A 15,214-nucleotide genomic window follows, 5' to 3' on the forward strand; every position below is an offset into this window, starting at 1 on the left:
TATTCTTGATTTGTGTCTATGTGTTGTGATTTGTTTACTAAGTTATTACCCCGTTTATTCGACAATTAACCCTATTTATATTAAATTTCTACAATTTTACCTCATTATTTCTTCAATAGTACGAAAATTCAAAAATTAGTAGGATTTAGCTCTATGTATAAAGAATTAATTAAGTAGATTTCAAGATAAGGAGGATTCGTAGTCAATTAGCATCAGTGCCCGAGGAGAAAAAGACATTCTCGATTGATAAAAAGGAGGAACAAGTATGTATGTAACGATTGGTAAGATGTTTAATCAAACCGTACAAAAGTTTCCGACAAAAGAAGCACTAGTGGATGCAGGAACGAATCAACGTTGGACCTATCAACAATGGAATGAAAAAGTGAATCAGCTTTCAAATGCATTAATGGAGTCAGGGGTACGAAAAGGAGACCGAGTTTCTACTTATTTATTTAACAACATGGAATTCGCTACGACATTTTTTGCTTGCGCTAAAATTGGTGCAGTATTAAACCCCATCAATTTTAGATTAAAGGCTCAGGAAGTCGCTTATATTTTAGAGGATGCTAAGCCTACGGTATTTCTTTTTGAAGCAATGTTAGAACCTCATGTAGCTGCAATTCAAGAAAAATTCGAAGGTACTTCTTTCTGGTGTATCAGTGAAAAGTGTCCTGCTTATGCCATTGATTATCATGAGCGAGTCAACGCATGTTCAGACAAAGAACCGAACGTTGAGGTAGATGAAAACGACTTATACGCAATCATGTATACGAGTGGCACAACTGGTCGACCAAAAGGTGTGATGCATCGTCATAGGAACATGGTGGAACAGAGCTTGGCATGTATCGCCATGATCGACATATCAGAACACGATCGCGGTTTGGTCGGTGCGCCTATGTTCCATTGTGCAGAGCTTCATTGTTGCTTCTTACCACGAGTTCATATTGGGGCGACAAATGTAATCATTCATCACTTTGATCCTCAACAAGTGTTGGAAGTTGTGGATCGAGAGAAGATCACCGTATTCTTCGGAGCTCCGACGATGTGGAATATGATGTTGCAGCAGGACCTTTCTTCATATGATAGGAGTACCTTGAAGTATGGATTATATGGTGCAGCACCGATGGCACCAGCACTCGTTAGAGCGTGCAAAGAAAAATTAGGTGTCGATCTCATCCAAGCGTATGGCATGACGGAAATGGGACCAGCGATCACTTTCCTTTCTAAGGATGAACAGTTGACGAAAGCTGGATCGGCAGGAAAAGCATTCTTGAATCATGAAGTACGGGTCGTCCGACCGAATGAACATGGTCCATCTGAACCTGAAAATGTTCTACCTCCAGGTGAAATTGGCGAAATCATTGTTCAAGGACCAAGTATGATGGTCGGTTATTATAATCGCGAAGATGCAACAAAAGCAGCTATGCACAAAGGTTGGTATCATACAGGTGATCTTGGATACATGGACGAAGAGGGTTACCTCTATGTCTCTGATCGTGTCGATGACATGATCATATCCGGAGGAGAGAATGTGTACCCTCGGGAAGTAGAAGATTTGCTTTATGAACATGAAGGTGTGCTTGATGTAGCCGTGCTTGGAACACCTGATGAAAAGTGGGGAGAAAGAGTAACCGCCATCATTGTGAAAAAAGATGAAAGTCTGAACGAAGACAAATTAGAAGAATTCTGCAAATCCAGTACAGCTTTGGCGGATTATAAACGTCCTCGCCAGTATATTTTCGTAAAAGATCTACCAAGAAACGCGAGCGGAAAAATCCAGAAGTTTTTACTTAAGAACCAATTTAAGCGTGACCGCGAAACACAAACGCCGTAAGAGATAGGAAAGAGGGGTTCATGTGACAGCTAGATACTTGCAAGAGGAGCATCACATTTTTCGAGAGGCTTTTCGTAAGTTTCTTCAGAAAGAAGCTTACCCGTTCTATGACCAATGGGAAGAAGATCGGGTGATCCCCCGGTCATTTTGGGAAAAGATGGGGGAGAATGGCTTTCTATGCCCTTGGGTTGATGAAAAATATGGAGGATTGAACGCCGACTTCGCATACTCTGTCGTACTCCTTGAAGAAATGGAACGAGTCGGGTCAAGCTTGGTAGGAATCGGACTCCATAACGATATCGTGACGCCCTACATTGAAGAATATGGTTCAGAAGAACAAAAACAACGCTGGCTGCCAAAGTGCATCAGTGGGGAATTTATTACTGCTATCGCAATGACTGAACCTTCCGCAGGGTCCGATCTAGCAGGCATTCGGATGACAGCTGTCAAGGAAGGGGACCATTACGTTTTAAATGGAGAAAAAACATTCATTACGAATGGTATTCACGCTGATCTCGTTGTTGTCGTCTGTAAAACCGATCCGAAAGCAACTCCTCCTCACAAAGGCATCAGTCTGATTGTAGTGGATCGGGATACACCAGGTTTTTCACGTGGCAAGAAGCTGAATAAAGTAGGACTTCATAGCCAGGATACAGCAGAACTGATCTTTGAGGATGCGAAAGTCCCAGTTGAAAACATTCTAGGCGAAGAAGGAAAAGGTTTTTATTACTTGATGCAACAACTTCAGCAGGAACGGCTTATTGTTGCAATTGAAGCAGTCACGGCAGCAGAGGTCATGCTGAAACAAACGATTCAATATGTGAAAAGTCGCGATGCTTTTGGGAAAAAAATCAGTGATTTTCAAACCGTTCAATTCAGATTAGCTGAAATGGCCACAGAGGTGGAAATCGGAAGAACGTTCTTAGATGATCTGATTGAAAAACATATTAATAAAGAGAACGTGGTAAAAAAAGTATCGATGGCGAAATATTGGACTACAGAAATGGCTCGTAAAGTTGCGACTGAGTGTATGCAACTACATGGCGGATACGGCTATATGGAAGAATATGAGATTGCAAGGCGTTATAGAGACATACCGGTAGCGTCCATTTATGCTGGTACGAATGAGATTATGAAGACGATTATCGTAAAGGAACTAGGTTTGTAGAGCCTGTAGGGCTGGTCTATACATGACGAATGGATCAGCCCCCATTCTTTTTATCATATACATAGATTCATAAAGGAGACTGTGATTCATGAACAAAATTGGAGTCATCGGCGCTGGTTTGATGGGAAACGGAATTGCCCAAGCCATGGCGATGAAAGGCAAACAAGTGATATTACAGGATATAAATGAAGAAGCCTTGGCAAAGGCTCAATCGAAAATAGAAAAAAGCTTAAGTCGACTTGAAAAAGCAGGGCATATCCAACGAGATGATGTTACAAACACGTTGTCCAACATCACAACTACTTTAGTTATTGAACAAGCATGCAAGGACCGTGATCTGATTATTGAAGCTGTGCCGGAAAATCTACAGTTGAAAAAAACGATTTTCGAACAATTGGACCGTTTTGCTTCACCTGATGCAATTCTTGCTACGAATACGTCAGAGCTCAGTGTCACCTCAATCGCTTCTGCAACGAATCGGCCTGACAGAGTCATTGGAATGCATTGGTTCAACCCTGCTCCGATCATGAAGCTTATAGAAATCGTCAAAGGAATCGATACGTCTGATGAGACGATCAAGGCGGTGGAAAACGTTTCAAGTGAAGTAGGTAAAGAGACGGTTTTAGTGAAAGATGCACAAGGATTTGTCACCACGCGTGCATTATCTGCTCATATGTTGGAGTGTATGCGGATCTATGAGGAAGGTGTTGCTTCATTAGAGGACGTAGATAAAGCGGTCCGTCTTGGACTGAACTATCCGATGGGACCTCTACAGCTTGCAGACTATGTCGGACTAGATACGATGCTGTTTGCCAGTGAAGGATTGGTTGAAGCGTTTGGAGACCGGTTCCGCCCGCCTCAAATCTTAAGGAAGCTTGTCGAGGCTGGCCATCATGGAGTGAAGACTGGAAAAGGCTTTTATACGTATGAATAATTGAAAAGACATCGGGAGGGAATCGGAATGAATCGAGAAGTCGTCATTGTAGAAGCTGTAAGGACAGCAATTGGAAAACGAAAGGGTGTGTTCCGAAACACCCATCCGGTACATTTAGCTGGAAAAGTGTTGGATGAGGTCACGAATAGGGCCAACGTTGAGAAATCTTTGATTGAAGATATCGTAATGGGTTGCGTCACACCACACTCAGAACAGGGATTCAACATTGGTCGTCTAGCTGCGCTCGATTCTGGTTTTCCTGTAGAGGTCCCTTCTGTGCAAATTAACCGTATGTGCGGATCAGGACAGCAAGCTTTACACTTCGCTGCCCAAGAAATTTTGGCAGGAGATATGGATATCACTATTGCGGCTGGTGTAGAAAACATGACGATGGTGCCGATTTTGAGTGATGGTAATGAGAATACGATCCCGACCTCATTAAAGGAAAAATACAACTTCGTCCATCAAGGTGTATCCGCCGAACTGATTGCAGACCAATATGGTTTATCAAGAGAAGACCTTGATCAATATGCATATGAGAGCCATCAGCGTGCCTTGAAAGCTCAAGCAGAAAGTAGATTTAAGCGTGAAATCGTTCCGATGATGGGTGTTGATCCAGAAGGGAATTCGCTTGAGATAACCGATGATGAAGGTCCGAGGAAAGATACTTCGCTGGAAGCATTGGCGAACTTAAAGCCTGTGTTCAAGCCTGATGGGGTCATTACTGCGGGGAATGCGAGTCAAATGAGTGACGGAGCGGCAGCCGTATTACTGATGAGTTCAGGAAAGGCAGCATCATTGGGAATGAAACCACGAGCAAGAATCGTAGCAAGAGCTGTCGTTGGCTCTGATCCGACAATGATGCTCGATGGTGTGATTCCTGCGACTAGAAAAGTGTTGGACAAAGTAGGTATGTCGATTCAAGATATCGATCTTGTGGAAATCAATGAAGCCTTTGCACCGGTTGTGCTCTCCTGGAATAAAGCAATCGGATATACACTTGATCAAGTCAATGTGAATGGAGGTGCCATCGCATTGGGGCATCCACTTGGAGCGACTGGGACAAAGTTGTTGACGACCTTATTGCACGAACTGGAGCGTACAGGTGGCAAGTATGGACTACTCACTATTTGCATTGGACATGGAATGGCAACTGCCACGATTATTGAACGATTATAGAAGGAGGAGTTTTATGAATATTGCTATGGAACCCGTTCGTATGACTGTAAAAGATGACATCGTCCACCTGGAATTGAATCGACCTGAGCGGCTGAACGCTATGAATGTAGAAATGGTAGAGAGCATCATTGAACGCTTGGAGGAAATCGCTGAAAGTGACCAAAAAGTCGTGATCATTTCTGGAGCAGGTGCAGGTTTTTCATCAGGTGGAGACATCCAATCGATGAGTGCAGGTATTTCTGACCCATTATTCATGGAAATCATGGGGAAAGTTAAAGAAATGATCCTCAAAGTGTACACGTTACCAAAAGTGGTCATTTCAGCCGTACAAGGACCTGCCGCAGGTCTCGGTTTCAGCCTTGCACTAGCATCTGATTATATTGTTGCATCTCCCCAAGCGAGTTTTGGATTGAACTTTATTAAAGTAGGTCTTGTTCCTGATGGAGGATGCCACTTTTTATTGAAGAAAAGAATCGGATATCAAAAGGCAAAACACGCGATATGGAACGGAAAAACATTCAGTGCTAATGAGGCGAATGATCTAGGAATTGTCGATCATCTTGTGGATGAAGCCCCTTTGGAGGCTGCTGATGACCTTGCAGCTACGATTATACAACAGCCTCATCAAGCTCAAATCGAATCCAAGCTCATTCTGAACGCAACGGAAGTCTTAGAATTAACCAAAATATTAGATTTGGAAAGTGAAGCTCAAGGGAAAATGCGGAAAACAGTGGAACATCAACAACGGATCCAGGCCTTTCTGAATCGGATGAAGTAACACTGTCAAACAGCCAGGGAAACCACCGGTCAGGTGGTTTCCTGATTTTTTTCATTATTCTAAAATAATTGGAAGTTTATCTCAATTTGAAATGTGGAAAAGGATATTGAGCATACATACACCGCATTACCAGGAATCCCCAATGACAACCTGTTTAGTGATGTAATACAATAAAGGACGGTATGCTTAATACTACTTATTGAGGTGAATTATTGTGTCGTGGTTAGAAACGATAGTCGGATGGGGAAATAACCTCTTATGGACTTATGTGTTAATTGCACTTCTATTGATTTTAGGTGTTTATTTCACAATCCGAACCAATTTCGTACAATTTCGAATGCTAAAGGATATGGTCGTGCTTCTTGGAGAAGGAGCGACTGTGTCGAAAGACAAAAAAAGGCGTGGGGTTTCATCCTTCCAGGCGTTTAGTATCAGTACCGCTTCTCGTGTGGGAACAGGAAACCTTGCAGGGGTAGCACTAGCGATTTCACTAGGTGGACCCGGAGCGGTCTTTTGGATGTGGATCATTGCTTTGATTGGTGCTGCTACCGCATTTGTTGAAAGTACGCTTGCACAGATTTACAAAGTCAAAGATGATTTCGGTTTCCGTGGTGGACCTGCCTACTATATGGAAAAGGGTCTGAACAAGCGTTGGATGGGTATCTTGTTCTCAATCTTGATTACATTCACATTTGGACTTGTTTTCAACGCAGTACAAGCTAATACGATCTCACTAGCTTTCGAACAATCATTTGGATTGAATCGTTTCTTCTTTGCCATTGTTCTAAGTGCAATCGTCGCAGTTATTATCTTCGGTGGAATTAGACGAATCGCTAGAGTGGCAGAAACGATTGTTCCATTCATGGCTGTTATTTATCTATTGATTGCATTATATATCCTAGTTGTGAACATCACTGAGCTTCCATCTGTCATTGCATTGATTGTAAAAAGTGCATTCGGTCTGGAAGAAGCCGTCGGTGGAGGAATTGGTGCTGCATTGATGAATGGTATCAAACGTGGATTGTTCTCCAACGAAGCTGGTATGGGTAGTGCGCCGAACGCTGCTGCTACGGCCAACGTATCCCACCCAGCGAAACAAGGACTGATCCAGACATTGAGTGTATTTACGGATACGATTCTGATCTGTTCAGCTACTGCATTCATGATTATTCTCTCGGGTGTATATACAGGGTCAGAGGATGGAATTCAGTTGACGCAACAAGCGATGAATTCACATCTAGGAGATTGGGCTGGCGTTACAATCGCTGTCTTCATCTTCCTCTTTGCATTCAGTTCAGTTGTTGGAAACTACTATTATGGAGAGTCGAATATCGGCTTCATGCGGTCTGGTAATAAGAGCTGGATGTTCATCTATCGTCTAGCGGTAATCGGAATGGTCTTCTTCGGTTCTGTTGCCAAAATTGCGATCGTATGGAGTCTGGCTGACTTGTTCATGGCATTGATGGCTCTCGTCAACTTGATTGCCATCTTCATGCTTGGTAAGATTGCCTTCGCCACATTGAAAGATTATCTTGCACAGAAACGTGAAGGTAAAGATCCATTGTTTGATCCTCGAACGATTGGTCTTCACAATACAGAAGTGTGGGACGAAGAAAGAGAATACAGACAGAAAGCTTCTAACGAATAGTTTTCACTTTTAATTGAAAAAGCTGGTCTTTCATGGCCAGCTTTTTTTTATGAAAAATTTAGTCGAATGTGATTTACACCCTATCAAATCCGGGTATTGCATATACGTAATGAACGGGGAGGCTGGTCAAATGAATGCACAAATTGAAAGAATAAACAACTACATACAAACCTTTAACGTGAAGCAAGACTATGTAGAGTGTCATCACATCAGTCGCGAAATGTTGCTAGACGGTGATGACCGCTCCATCGCGAAGGCTCTTGCTACTTTGTCTGCATTGATGGAACAAGCCCAAAAGAAAAAATGGGCAGGGTATAAGAAGCTGCATAAAAAATTTTTGGAACAGTTGGATGAGATAGAACGTTTTCCATTTGATGAAGAGGATTTGAGGTTGCAATTACAACTAGTAGATGAGCAAGTCGAGAACGAACCGCAAGATTCAATTATTCCGATCCAATTACGAAAGTAAGGACATCCTATACCGCTTCATGTCAAAAAGTGGTATGCTAAATGCCATATGACAGACGAAAGAAGGAACTCATATGGCAGTTGAAACAATGAAAGCTTCTACTCAAAAACCAGCAACGACCATGTATTCAATTCTATTTGCAATCAGTTTCGTCCATCTACTGAATGATTCGATGCAAGCTGTCATCCCTGCTATATTCCCCATATTGGAGCGCTCAATGGGACTGAGTTTTACACAGTTAGGCTGGATTGCATTTACGTTGAACATTACGTCATCGGTCATGCAGCCTATTGTTGGTTGGTATACAGACCGCTCGACGTCTCCATATCTCTTACCATTTGGTATGCTGGCAAGTTTACTAGGAATGTTAGGTATTGCCTATGCGGCATCTTTTCCTTATATCATCCTTTCCGTCATCGGAATTGGACTCGGTTCAGCTGTCTTCCATCCAGAAGGATCACGTGTTGCTTATATGGCGGCTGGAAACAGGAGAGGACTCGCTCAATCCATCTATCAAGTCGGCGGTAATACAGGATCATCACTAGCACCGATTATGACAGCGCTCGTATTCGTACCGTTAGGACAATTCGGAGCGATATGGTTCACTTCCTTTGCAGCGATTGCCATCTTTGTTTTACTTTATGTATCTGGTTGGTACAGCAAGCAGCTCATTCATTTTCCAAGAGTAGGAAAAGTAAAATCGAAAGCGAAAAAGAGTATTGCCATCAAGCGGAAAAAGCAAGTGATCTTCGCTCTGATCGTTTTGATTTTTCTCGTGTTTGCCCGCTCATGGTATTTTTCCGGCATCGGAAACTACTATCAGTTTTACTTGATTGATGACTATGGACTGACGATCCGCCAGGCACAGATTTACTTGTTCATCTTTATGGCTGCTGGTGTGATTGGTACTTTCTTTGGAGGGCCGTTAGCCGACAGGCTAGGCAAGCGAAATATGATCTTCTGGTCTTTAGCAGGGACAGCACCACTTGCATTGGTGCTTCCTCACGTTGGATTATGGGTCGTCATTCCCTTATTCTTCCTGATCGGGTTCATCTTGAATACGAGCTTTGCGGTAACCGTCGTCTATGCTCAAGAACTCTTACCCGGTAGGATCGGAATGGTCTCCGGACTCATTGTCGGATTAGCATTTGGATTAGGTGCACTCGGGTCCGTACTGCTTGGAAAAATGGCAGACGTAACAAGCATCTCGTTTACGATGTTTGCCGTCAGCTTCCTACCGCTACTAGGCTTATTGACCATTTTACTTCCGAAGGACACTACATTAGATCAATGGGCAAAGGAATCTTGATAAGGATAGGATGAAAGAGCTTGGAAAGAAATCCAAGCTCTTTTTTCTTTATATTGGGGTGCAAATGTCGCTGAAGATGTGATGAGGGTAGATAGAGAACTTAAAAAGGCTGCCCCAAGCTTTTAGGGCAGCCTTCCGTTACTTTATTATTGAGCGATGAACATTTGTGTCCAGTAGTGTCCGTAGTTCCCTCCCTTAGCATATCCTACGCCAATTTCTTTGTAGCTGCCGGACAGGATGTTTTTACGATGACCTTCACTGTTCATCCACGCATTCACGACTTCTTCAGCTGTGCGCTGACCAGCCGCAATGTTTTCCCCAGCTGTCCGATAGTCGATTCCGAAATCTCGAATCATCTTAAACGGACTTCCGTAAGTCGGGGACGTATGACTGAAGTAATTGTTTTCAATCATATCTTTTGATTTATACCGGGCAACTCTTGAAAGCTCCCAATTCTCTTTCAGTGGTTGTAGTCCGTGTTTCGCACGTTCTTCGTTCACCAGCTGAACGACTTGCTTTTCGATAGACCGAACGCCACTGTTATCAGGGATGTTCAATTTTTGCCCAGGATAAATGCGATCTGGATTTTCGACTTGTGGATTGGCATTGATGATTTCAGACGTTCCAATCTGATAATAGGATGCAATTTTCCACATCGTATCTCCAGATTTAACTGTATGTGTAGAAGCAGCAGATGCTTCATTATGAATACCCGTGACTAGAGTGACAGTCAACAATAGTGTGAGTAGTTTTGTAAGTGTTTTCATACTAAAAGTATTACATAGTCCTATGAAACTATGAAACCGGTAATTGTTTCCTATGTCTTGGAAAAGAATATTTTACCAAAAATGAATGAATACTAAAATGAAGTTAATCCATCCTTTTTACTTAGTCCAAGATTCATACAGACTCAACCAAATGTACGATTTATCATCAAATTGCTCCTTTTGAGTCAAAATTTTCTGACACAAGTGATATAATGCGGTCGATTTCAACAAATGATGAGAGGAGAAAAGTCATGCTTAACAAGAAACTAATTGGATTTCTGACCGCATTGATGCTCGTGTCACCATTATGGTCTACGCACTCTGTCTCAGCCGAGGAAACGCCTTACTACGGAAAAGAATACTCACAACCGGATCAAGTTTTAGAGCTGTATCCTACTCCGGAAGTTGAATTTGATACGCCTGCTTTCAAAAAGGAAGGGGAAGCGTTCACCACCCAAGAAGAAATGCTCGAATTCATCCGGGAGCTAGATGAGAACAGTGATGCATTAAAGGTGAAAAACATCGGGAAATCACTGGAGGGAAGAGATATTCCTGCCCTATTTTACATGAAAGAGGATGGCTACAATCATCGTAAACCGACTGTATGGCTTCAAGGACAAATCCATGGTAATGAACCAGCAGCTGGAGAAGGTGTCCTTGTTATGGCGAAAAAACTGACGGAAGGTTTCGGCGATGAAGTACTCGATCATGTGAATGTCATCATCGTCCCAAGAATCAATCCTGATGGTTCTTATGCTTTTGAGCGTAGAATGGCGAATGACCTGGATGGGAACCGGGATCATGTGAAATTTGATTTACCGGAAATCAAGGCTGTCCATGACCTGTATAACCGTTATAGTCCTGAAGTGACAATCGATGCGCATGAATATAGCGTCGGGAATGAAGTGTTCAGCGATTTAGGAGAAGAAGGCTACTTGAAATACCATGATTTGCTCATATTGTCAGGTAAGAATTTGAACATACCTAAGAAGATCCGAGATACATCAGACTCCTTATTTGTTAAGAATACGCAAGAACAACTGACAAAAACCGGTTTCTCAAACAGCCATTATTATGTAACAGGGCGTGATGGTGATAAAGTCGTCATTAAAGAAGGTGGAACGGATGCAAGAATCGGAAGAAATGCTTATGCATTGACGCCATCATTCTCCTTCTTGGTTGAAACACGGGGGATCGGGATTGGTAGAGAGAATTTCAATCGTCGTGTTGCAGCGCAAGTTGAAACCCATTCAGAACTGATTCGTACGACTGCGGAAAATGCATGGGATATCAAAAAGCTCGTTTGGACAGAGAGAGCAAACCTTGTGAAAAAGGGACTCAAGATAAACGATGATGACCCGATCGTCATTGAAGATGAACGTGTTGAAGTTCCGAACCAGACGCTTGAAGTCGTTGACATAAAAGAAGGGAACGTTAAAGAAATTCCGGTCCAATACTTCAGTTCTTCAGATGCGAAAGCCACTCTGACGAGGGAACGACCGACAGCTTACTTGCTTCCTCCAAACCAGCGGGAAGTGGTGGAGAAATTGAAACATAGCGGTGTAAAGGTGTTCCATTTACCTCGTGATGTACGTTTACCTGTCGAATCGTTTACAGTAACAGAAAAAGAAGATGGAGGAACCTATGAAGGACATAAGTTGACGAACGTAAGGACTGAAGTGACGGACAAGGAAGTTGAATTTGAAAGAGGCACCTATATTGTATTGACTGCCCAGCCTTCAGCGAACCTGGCATCGGTTGCTTTAGAACCAGAATCAAATGACAGCTATGTAACATTTAACTTCATTGATTCTGAGGTTGGAGATGAGCTTCCGATCTACCGTTTCGTCAGAGGTATCGATTCTCGGAAACAGATTCAATCCATCATGGATTCAGGAAAATAAACAACATGCATGCGCAGCTCTCAAAAGGGCTGCGCTTTTTTATAGTACAATGATAGAAGCCCTGATATAAAAGTGAGACGATGCTTATGAACATAAATAGACCAATTGTATATGTGCTGCTATTTGGAGTACTGCTCCTTACGAGCTGTGCCCCAGATAAGTCCGATTCTCTTCATGACAAAGCGATGTGGGCATGGCATCCTAGTAAAGAAATCCATACGGAGGAAGCTCGTCTTGAATTAGTCAATTTTGCAATCAGGAAAGGAATCGACGCGATATATCTATACGTAGGTGAAAGCGAAGACTCTACCTATTTGACCCGCAATCCAGATCATTACCGATCATTCATTAGACTTGCCCATGAGAAGAAAATAGATGTCTATGCGTTGGATGGTGAACCCACATGGAGTTATGAGCAAAATGAACCTATCAAACGGATTGAACAAATCCTTGACTACAACGCAGACTCCACTCCTGAGGAACGATTTGATGGCATCCAATTCGATATCGAACCGTATCTCCTGGACGAATGGGATACAGGGGATGCAGAGCGAATGATCCAGCAATACTTGGATGGATTAAAGACTTATGTAACAAAAGTACATACATATGAAAAAGATAGACAATTCCCCTTCATGATCGCCATACCGTTCTGGTTTGATAGTGAGAAATATTACACCACATATGATGGAGAAGATAAAGCGTTATCCGACCATGTCATGGATATCGTGAACTATGTGGTCATCATGGCGTATCGAGACCGAGCGGAGGGAAAAGATTCAATCCTTTCTCACACTGAAAATGAAATGTCTTATGCAGCAGGCAATGGAACAAAACTGATTATAGGCGTTGAAACGAAGGGTGTCGAGCCTGAAAAGGTGACCTTCCACGAGGAAGGGGAGGCGTATATGGAGAAACAACTTCAGTTGGTAGAGAAGCAATACGATAATGAACAGGCTTATGGAGGAGTCGCTATCCACCACTACCACAGTTATAAAAAAATGAAGCCTTGAGTGTTAAACTCAGGCTTCTTATTCTGGTAAGTCAGAAATAGCAGTCTGGATATTGGCGAAGGCTTTCATGTTAAGTAGATTATTGTGTTCTTTACCGAGATTATAAGCCATATCCGGACTGATGCCAGACAAGACAAGTTCAACTCCGAGAAGCTGCAGCCAATCTTTCAAATGGGACAAGTGATTCGAGATTTGACCATCGAAGGAGGCTAATCCGGAGAGATCGACAATGAGGAAATCCACGTCGTCTAAAGCCTTGTCTTTCGATAGGACGGAAATCAGGACATCAAATCGAGTATCGGTCAAAACCCCAATCAACGGGATGACGGATACTGCATTTTTTACAGGGACGAGGGGAGTGGACAACAACTCCACTTCCTTCAAAGCTTCAGTCAATTTCCTTTGGTATTGGACTTCATTCGTGATTTCTTTTTGTACCCCGACGAAATAATATTTCTGCTCATCCTCGATATAGACAGGATCGATCGTAAGCTGATTGATGAATTCCTCACCATTTTTCCGATAATTGACCAGATTCACTGAGACGGATTGATATTCTTCAATCGACTTTCGAATTCGTAGTACATGATCTGATTCAGTATTTTCCCCTTGAAGGAATCGGCAGTTTCGTCCGAGAACTTCCCATGGTTCGTAACCCGTTGTGTATTTGAAACCTTGGTTGACATAGATGATTGGATTGTCGTCCTGTTCAGGATCGGTAATCACTATTCCAGTCTTTGAGGAGTCTAATGCTTTATTTAGTAGTTCAATATTATCGAATCGTCTATTGCCCCAATCAATCATTTGGAAAAACTCCTAACCGAATCATTTTGCTAGTTTAACCTTACCACACCTATTTAGAAAAACAAAAAATTAACTTATCGTAGAAGGAAAGGTAGAATGGAGGTGAATAGATGATGCAAAGGTGGGCTTCAAAAATGAAAGGAAATTTTCCTAGTTTAGAAACAGAGAGATTGAAATTAAGGGAAGTTACAAACGGGGATGCAAATGACCTCTACCTCTATTTATCCGATCCGGAGGTTATGAAACATATGGGATTGCAGCCTTATGAATCAGCGGAAAGTGTACAAGATGAAATCGATTGGTATGCATCCATCTATGGAAAAGGTACAGGAATTAGATGGGGGATTACGATAAAAGGTGATGATCGGGTCATCGGAAGTTGCGGGTTCCTCAACTATCAATCTAAACATCACAGAGCGGAAGTCGGTTTCGAATTACATAAAGCCCAGTGGGGAAAAGGCATTGCAGCTGAAGCGCTGCAGGCAGTATTGAAATATGGGTTTGAACAGTTCGAGCTGGAAAGAATAGAGGCATTGATCGAGCCGGCAAATACCCCTTCACAAAGATTAGTAGAAAATCAAGGATTTCTTCGCGAGGGGTTGTTAAGGCATTATGAATACACATGTGGTAAATTTGATGATCTTTATATGTATTCCATTTTACGAAGTGACTTTGAATGATTACACCCAGCCAACCCTCTTTCGCCATTCGTCGATTTCACGTGTTCGTTCTTTGTAAGTGGTCGGCATTGTTACGTTTTGTTCTTTTAATTCTATTCGGATTCTTTCCACTTCAACCTCGAGCGGAGGGAGTCCGACCTTTTCCCGCAAGGTGTTGACATTCTCTTCGCTCTCCAATTTCCAGGGACTCATATCACCATGCTCATCCCAATCGAGTTGTGTACCAAACCGTTGAGGCTTCCTTTCAAAAAACCGGATCCGGTCTAATAAATGAGCATATTGATAGGGCTGTATTTCATCCTTCTTCATTTCTACCTCTAAAAGTGGCAAGGAATCTCTCTGAAGGTCAGGCAAACTGATGGCATGCTGAAGGATGAGCCAAGCGGCTTCTGCGCCATCAATACCGACTTTTGATTGATTTGGCCAGCCGATTTGTTCTATGATTTGATGTAATCTGTTGCCATTAAGGATATGACATTCCTCCATTTCTGGATGATATCCATCATATAATGTTCCTTCTTTTAATAAACCCTCCCTCAATTCCAGGTCAGAATGCTTCAAATGTATCAATTCTTTTGCAATTTCAGGATACAAACACACCGGTACCACCGTCCTTTTCACCCATTTTAGCATGTGAAGGGGAATTGTTGGCGCGATGTTTGGCTAATTGAGCGACAGTGCTTAGAGATTATAGATCAGTTTCAGGAATTATAGATCAGATTCAGGA

The 15,214-nt window shown here is 42.5% G+C and carries 14 protein-coding genes; 11 read left to right on the forward strand and 3 right to left on the reverse strand.

Features of this window, described 5'->3' with window-relative positions:
• Positions 1-265: 265 nt before the first annotated feature.
• The 8 genes from ACXQIQ_RS16785 (at position 266) to ACXQIQ_RS16820 (ending at position 9,319) form a co-directional block, all read left to right on the forward strand.
• Positions 266-1,834 (forward strand): fatty acid--CoA ligase, encoded by a 1,569-nt coding sequence (locus ACXQIQ_RS16785; RefSeq protein WP_439301238.1) that lies wholly within the window; start codon positions 266-268, stop codon positions 1,832-1,834.
• A 22-nt stretch (positions 1,835-1,856) separates the two neighbouring features.
• Positions 1,857-3,002 (forward strand): acyl-CoA dehydrogenase family protein, encoded by a 1,146-nt coding sequence (locus ACXQIQ_RS16790; RefSeq protein ID WP_439301237.1) that lies wholly within the window; start codon positions 1,857-1,859, stop codon positions 3,000-3,002.
• Between the two features lie 88 nt (positions 3,003-3,090).
• Positions 3,091-3,936, forward strand: a complete 846-nt coding sequence (locus ACXQIQ_RS16795; RefSeq protein ID WP_439301236.1) for a 3-hydroxyacyl-CoA dehydrogenase family protein — start codon at positions 3,091-3,093, stop codon at positions 3,934-3,936.
• 27 nt (positions 3,937-3,963) lie between these two features.
• Positions 3,964-5,115, forward strand: a complete 1,152-nt coding sequence (locus tag ACXQIQ_RS16800; RefSeq protein WP_439301235.1) for a thiolase family protein — start codon at positions 3,964-3,966, stop codon at positions 5,113-5,115.
• A 13-nt stretch (positions 5,116-5,128) separates the two neighbouring features.
• On the forward strand, positions 5,129-5,893 hold the full coding sequence (locus ACXQIQ_RS16805; RefSeq protein ID WP_439301234.1) for an enoyl-CoA hydratase-related protein: 765 nt from the start codon (positions 5,129-5,131) through the stop codon (positions 5,891-5,893).
• A 214-nt stretch (positions 5,894-6,107) separates the two neighbouring features.
• Positions 6,108-7,541, forward strand: coding sequence for an alanine/glycine:cation symporter family protein (locus tag ACXQIQ_RS16810; RefSeq protein WP_439301233.1), 1,434 nt, complete (start codon positions 6,108-6,110; stop codon positions 7,539-7,541).
• Positions 7,542-7,671: 130 nt separating this feature from the next.
• Positions 7,672-8,010 (forward strand): hypothetical protein, encoded by a 339-nt coding sequence (locus tag ACXQIQ_RS16815; RefSeq protein ID WP_439301232.1) that lies wholly within the window; start codon positions 7,672-7,674, stop codon positions 8,008-8,010.
• 88 nt (positions 8,011-8,098) lie between these two features.
• On the forward strand, positions 8,099-9,319 hold the full coding sequence (locus ACXQIQ_RS16820; protein WP_439301992.1) for an MFS transporter: 1,221 nt from the start codon (positions 8,099-8,101) through the stop codon (positions 9,317-9,319).
• Positions 9,320-9,465: 146 nt separating this feature from the next.
• Here ACXQIQ_RS16820 and safA read toward each other — a convergent pair whose 3' ends face one another.
• On the reverse strand, positions 9,466-10,086 hold the full coding sequence (gene safA / locus ACXQIQ_RS16825; protein WP_439301231.1) for a SafA/ExsA family spore coat assembly protein: 621 nt from the start codon (positions 10,084-10,086) through the stop codon (positions 9,466-9,468).
• Between the two features lie 251 nt (positions 10,087-10,337).
• Between safA and ACXQIQ_RS16830 the strand changes: the two genes are divergently transcribed.
• The gene (locus tag ACXQIQ_RS16830) at positions 10,338-11,990 is read left to right on the forward strand and encodes a M14 family metallopeptidase (protein ID WP_439301230.1); all 1,653 of its coding nucleotides are present in this window, start codon (positions 10,338-10,340) and stop codon (positions 11,988-11,990) included.
• Between the two features lie 86 nt (positions 11,991-12,076).
• Positions 12,077-13,003, forward strand: coding sequence for a hypothetical protein (locus ACXQIQ_RS16835; protein WP_439301229.1), 927 nt, complete (start codon positions 12,077-12,079; stop codon positions 13,001-13,003).
• 18 nt (positions 13,004-13,021) lie between these two features.
• Here ACXQIQ_RS16835 and ACXQIQ_RS16840 read toward each other — a convergent pair whose 3' ends face one another.
• A complete protein-coding gene (locus ACXQIQ_RS16840; protein WP_439301228.1) occupies positions 13,022-13,807 on the reverse strand; it encodes an STAS domain-containing protein in 786 nt (261 codons plus the stop codon).
• A 134-nt stretch (positions 13,808-13,941) separates the two neighbouring features.
• Here ACXQIQ_RS16840 and ACXQIQ_RS16845 point away from each other — a divergent pair, with 134 nt between their 5' ends.
• The gene (locus tag ACXQIQ_RS16845) at positions 13,942-14,487 is read left to right on the forward strand and encodes a GNAT family N-acetyltransferase (RefSeq protein ID WP_439301991.1); all 546 of its coding nucleotides are present in this window, start codon (positions 13,942-13,944) and stop codon (positions 14,485-14,487) included.
• Here the strand turns inward: ACXQIQ_RS16845 and ACXQIQ_RS16850 are convergent, their stop codons facing one another.
• A complete protein-coding gene (locus ACXQIQ_RS16850) occupies positions 14,488-15,096 on the reverse strand; it encodes a DUF6624 domain-containing protein (protein ID WP_439301227.1) in 609 nt (202 codons plus the stop codon).
• Between the last annotated feature and the right edge of the window lie 118 nt (positions 15,097-15,214).

The sequence above is a fragment of the Pseudalkalibacillus sp. Hm43 genome (assembly GCF_054170705.1).

Bases quoted from the DNA above. Each gene is read 5' to 3' on its own strand.
- ACXQIQ_RS16785 (WP_439301238.1), top strand. From the start codon at position 266: ATGTATGTAACGATTGGTAAGATGTTTAATCAAACCGTACAAAAGTTT.
- ACXQIQ_RS16795 (WP_439301236.1), top strand. From the start codon at position 3,091: ATGAACAAAATTGGAGTCATCGGCGCTGGTTTGATGGGAAACGGAATT.
- ACXQIQ_RS16800 (WP_439301235.1), top strand. From the start codon at position 3,964: ATGAATCGAGAAGTCGTCATTGTAGAAGCTGTAAGGACAGCAATTGGA.
- ACXQIQ_RS16805 (WP_439301234.1), top strand. From the start codon at position 5,129: ATGAATATTGCTATGGAACCCGTTCGTATGACTGTAAAAGATGACATC.
- ACXQIQ_RS16815 (WP_439301232.1), top strand. From the start codon at position 7,672: ATGAATGCACAAATTGAAAGAATAAACAACTACATACAAACCTTTAAC.
- ACXQIQ_RS16820 (WP_439301992.1), top strand. From the start codon at position 8,099: ATGAAAGCTTCTACTCAAAAACCAGCAACGACCATGTATTCAATTCTA.
- safA (WP_439301231.1), bottom strand. From the start codon at position 10,086: ATGAAAACACTTACAAAACTACTCACACTATTGTTGACTGTCACTCTA.
- ACXQIQ_RS16830 (WP_439301230.1), top strand. From the start codon at position 10,338: ATGCTTAACAAGAAACTAATTGGATTTCTGACCGCATTGATGCTCGTG.
- ACXQIQ_RS16835 (WP_439301229.1), top strand. From the start codon at position 12,077: ATGAACATAAATAGACCAATTGTATATGTGCTGCTATTTGGAGTACTG.
- ACXQIQ_RS16840 (WP_439301228.1), bottom strand. From the start codon at position 13,807: ATGATTGATTGGGGCAATAGACGATTCGATAATATTGAACTACTAAAT.
- ACXQIQ_RS16845 (WP_439301991.1), top strand. From the start codon at position 13,942: ATGAAAGGAAATTTTCCTAGTTTAGAAACAGAGAGATTGAAATTAAGG.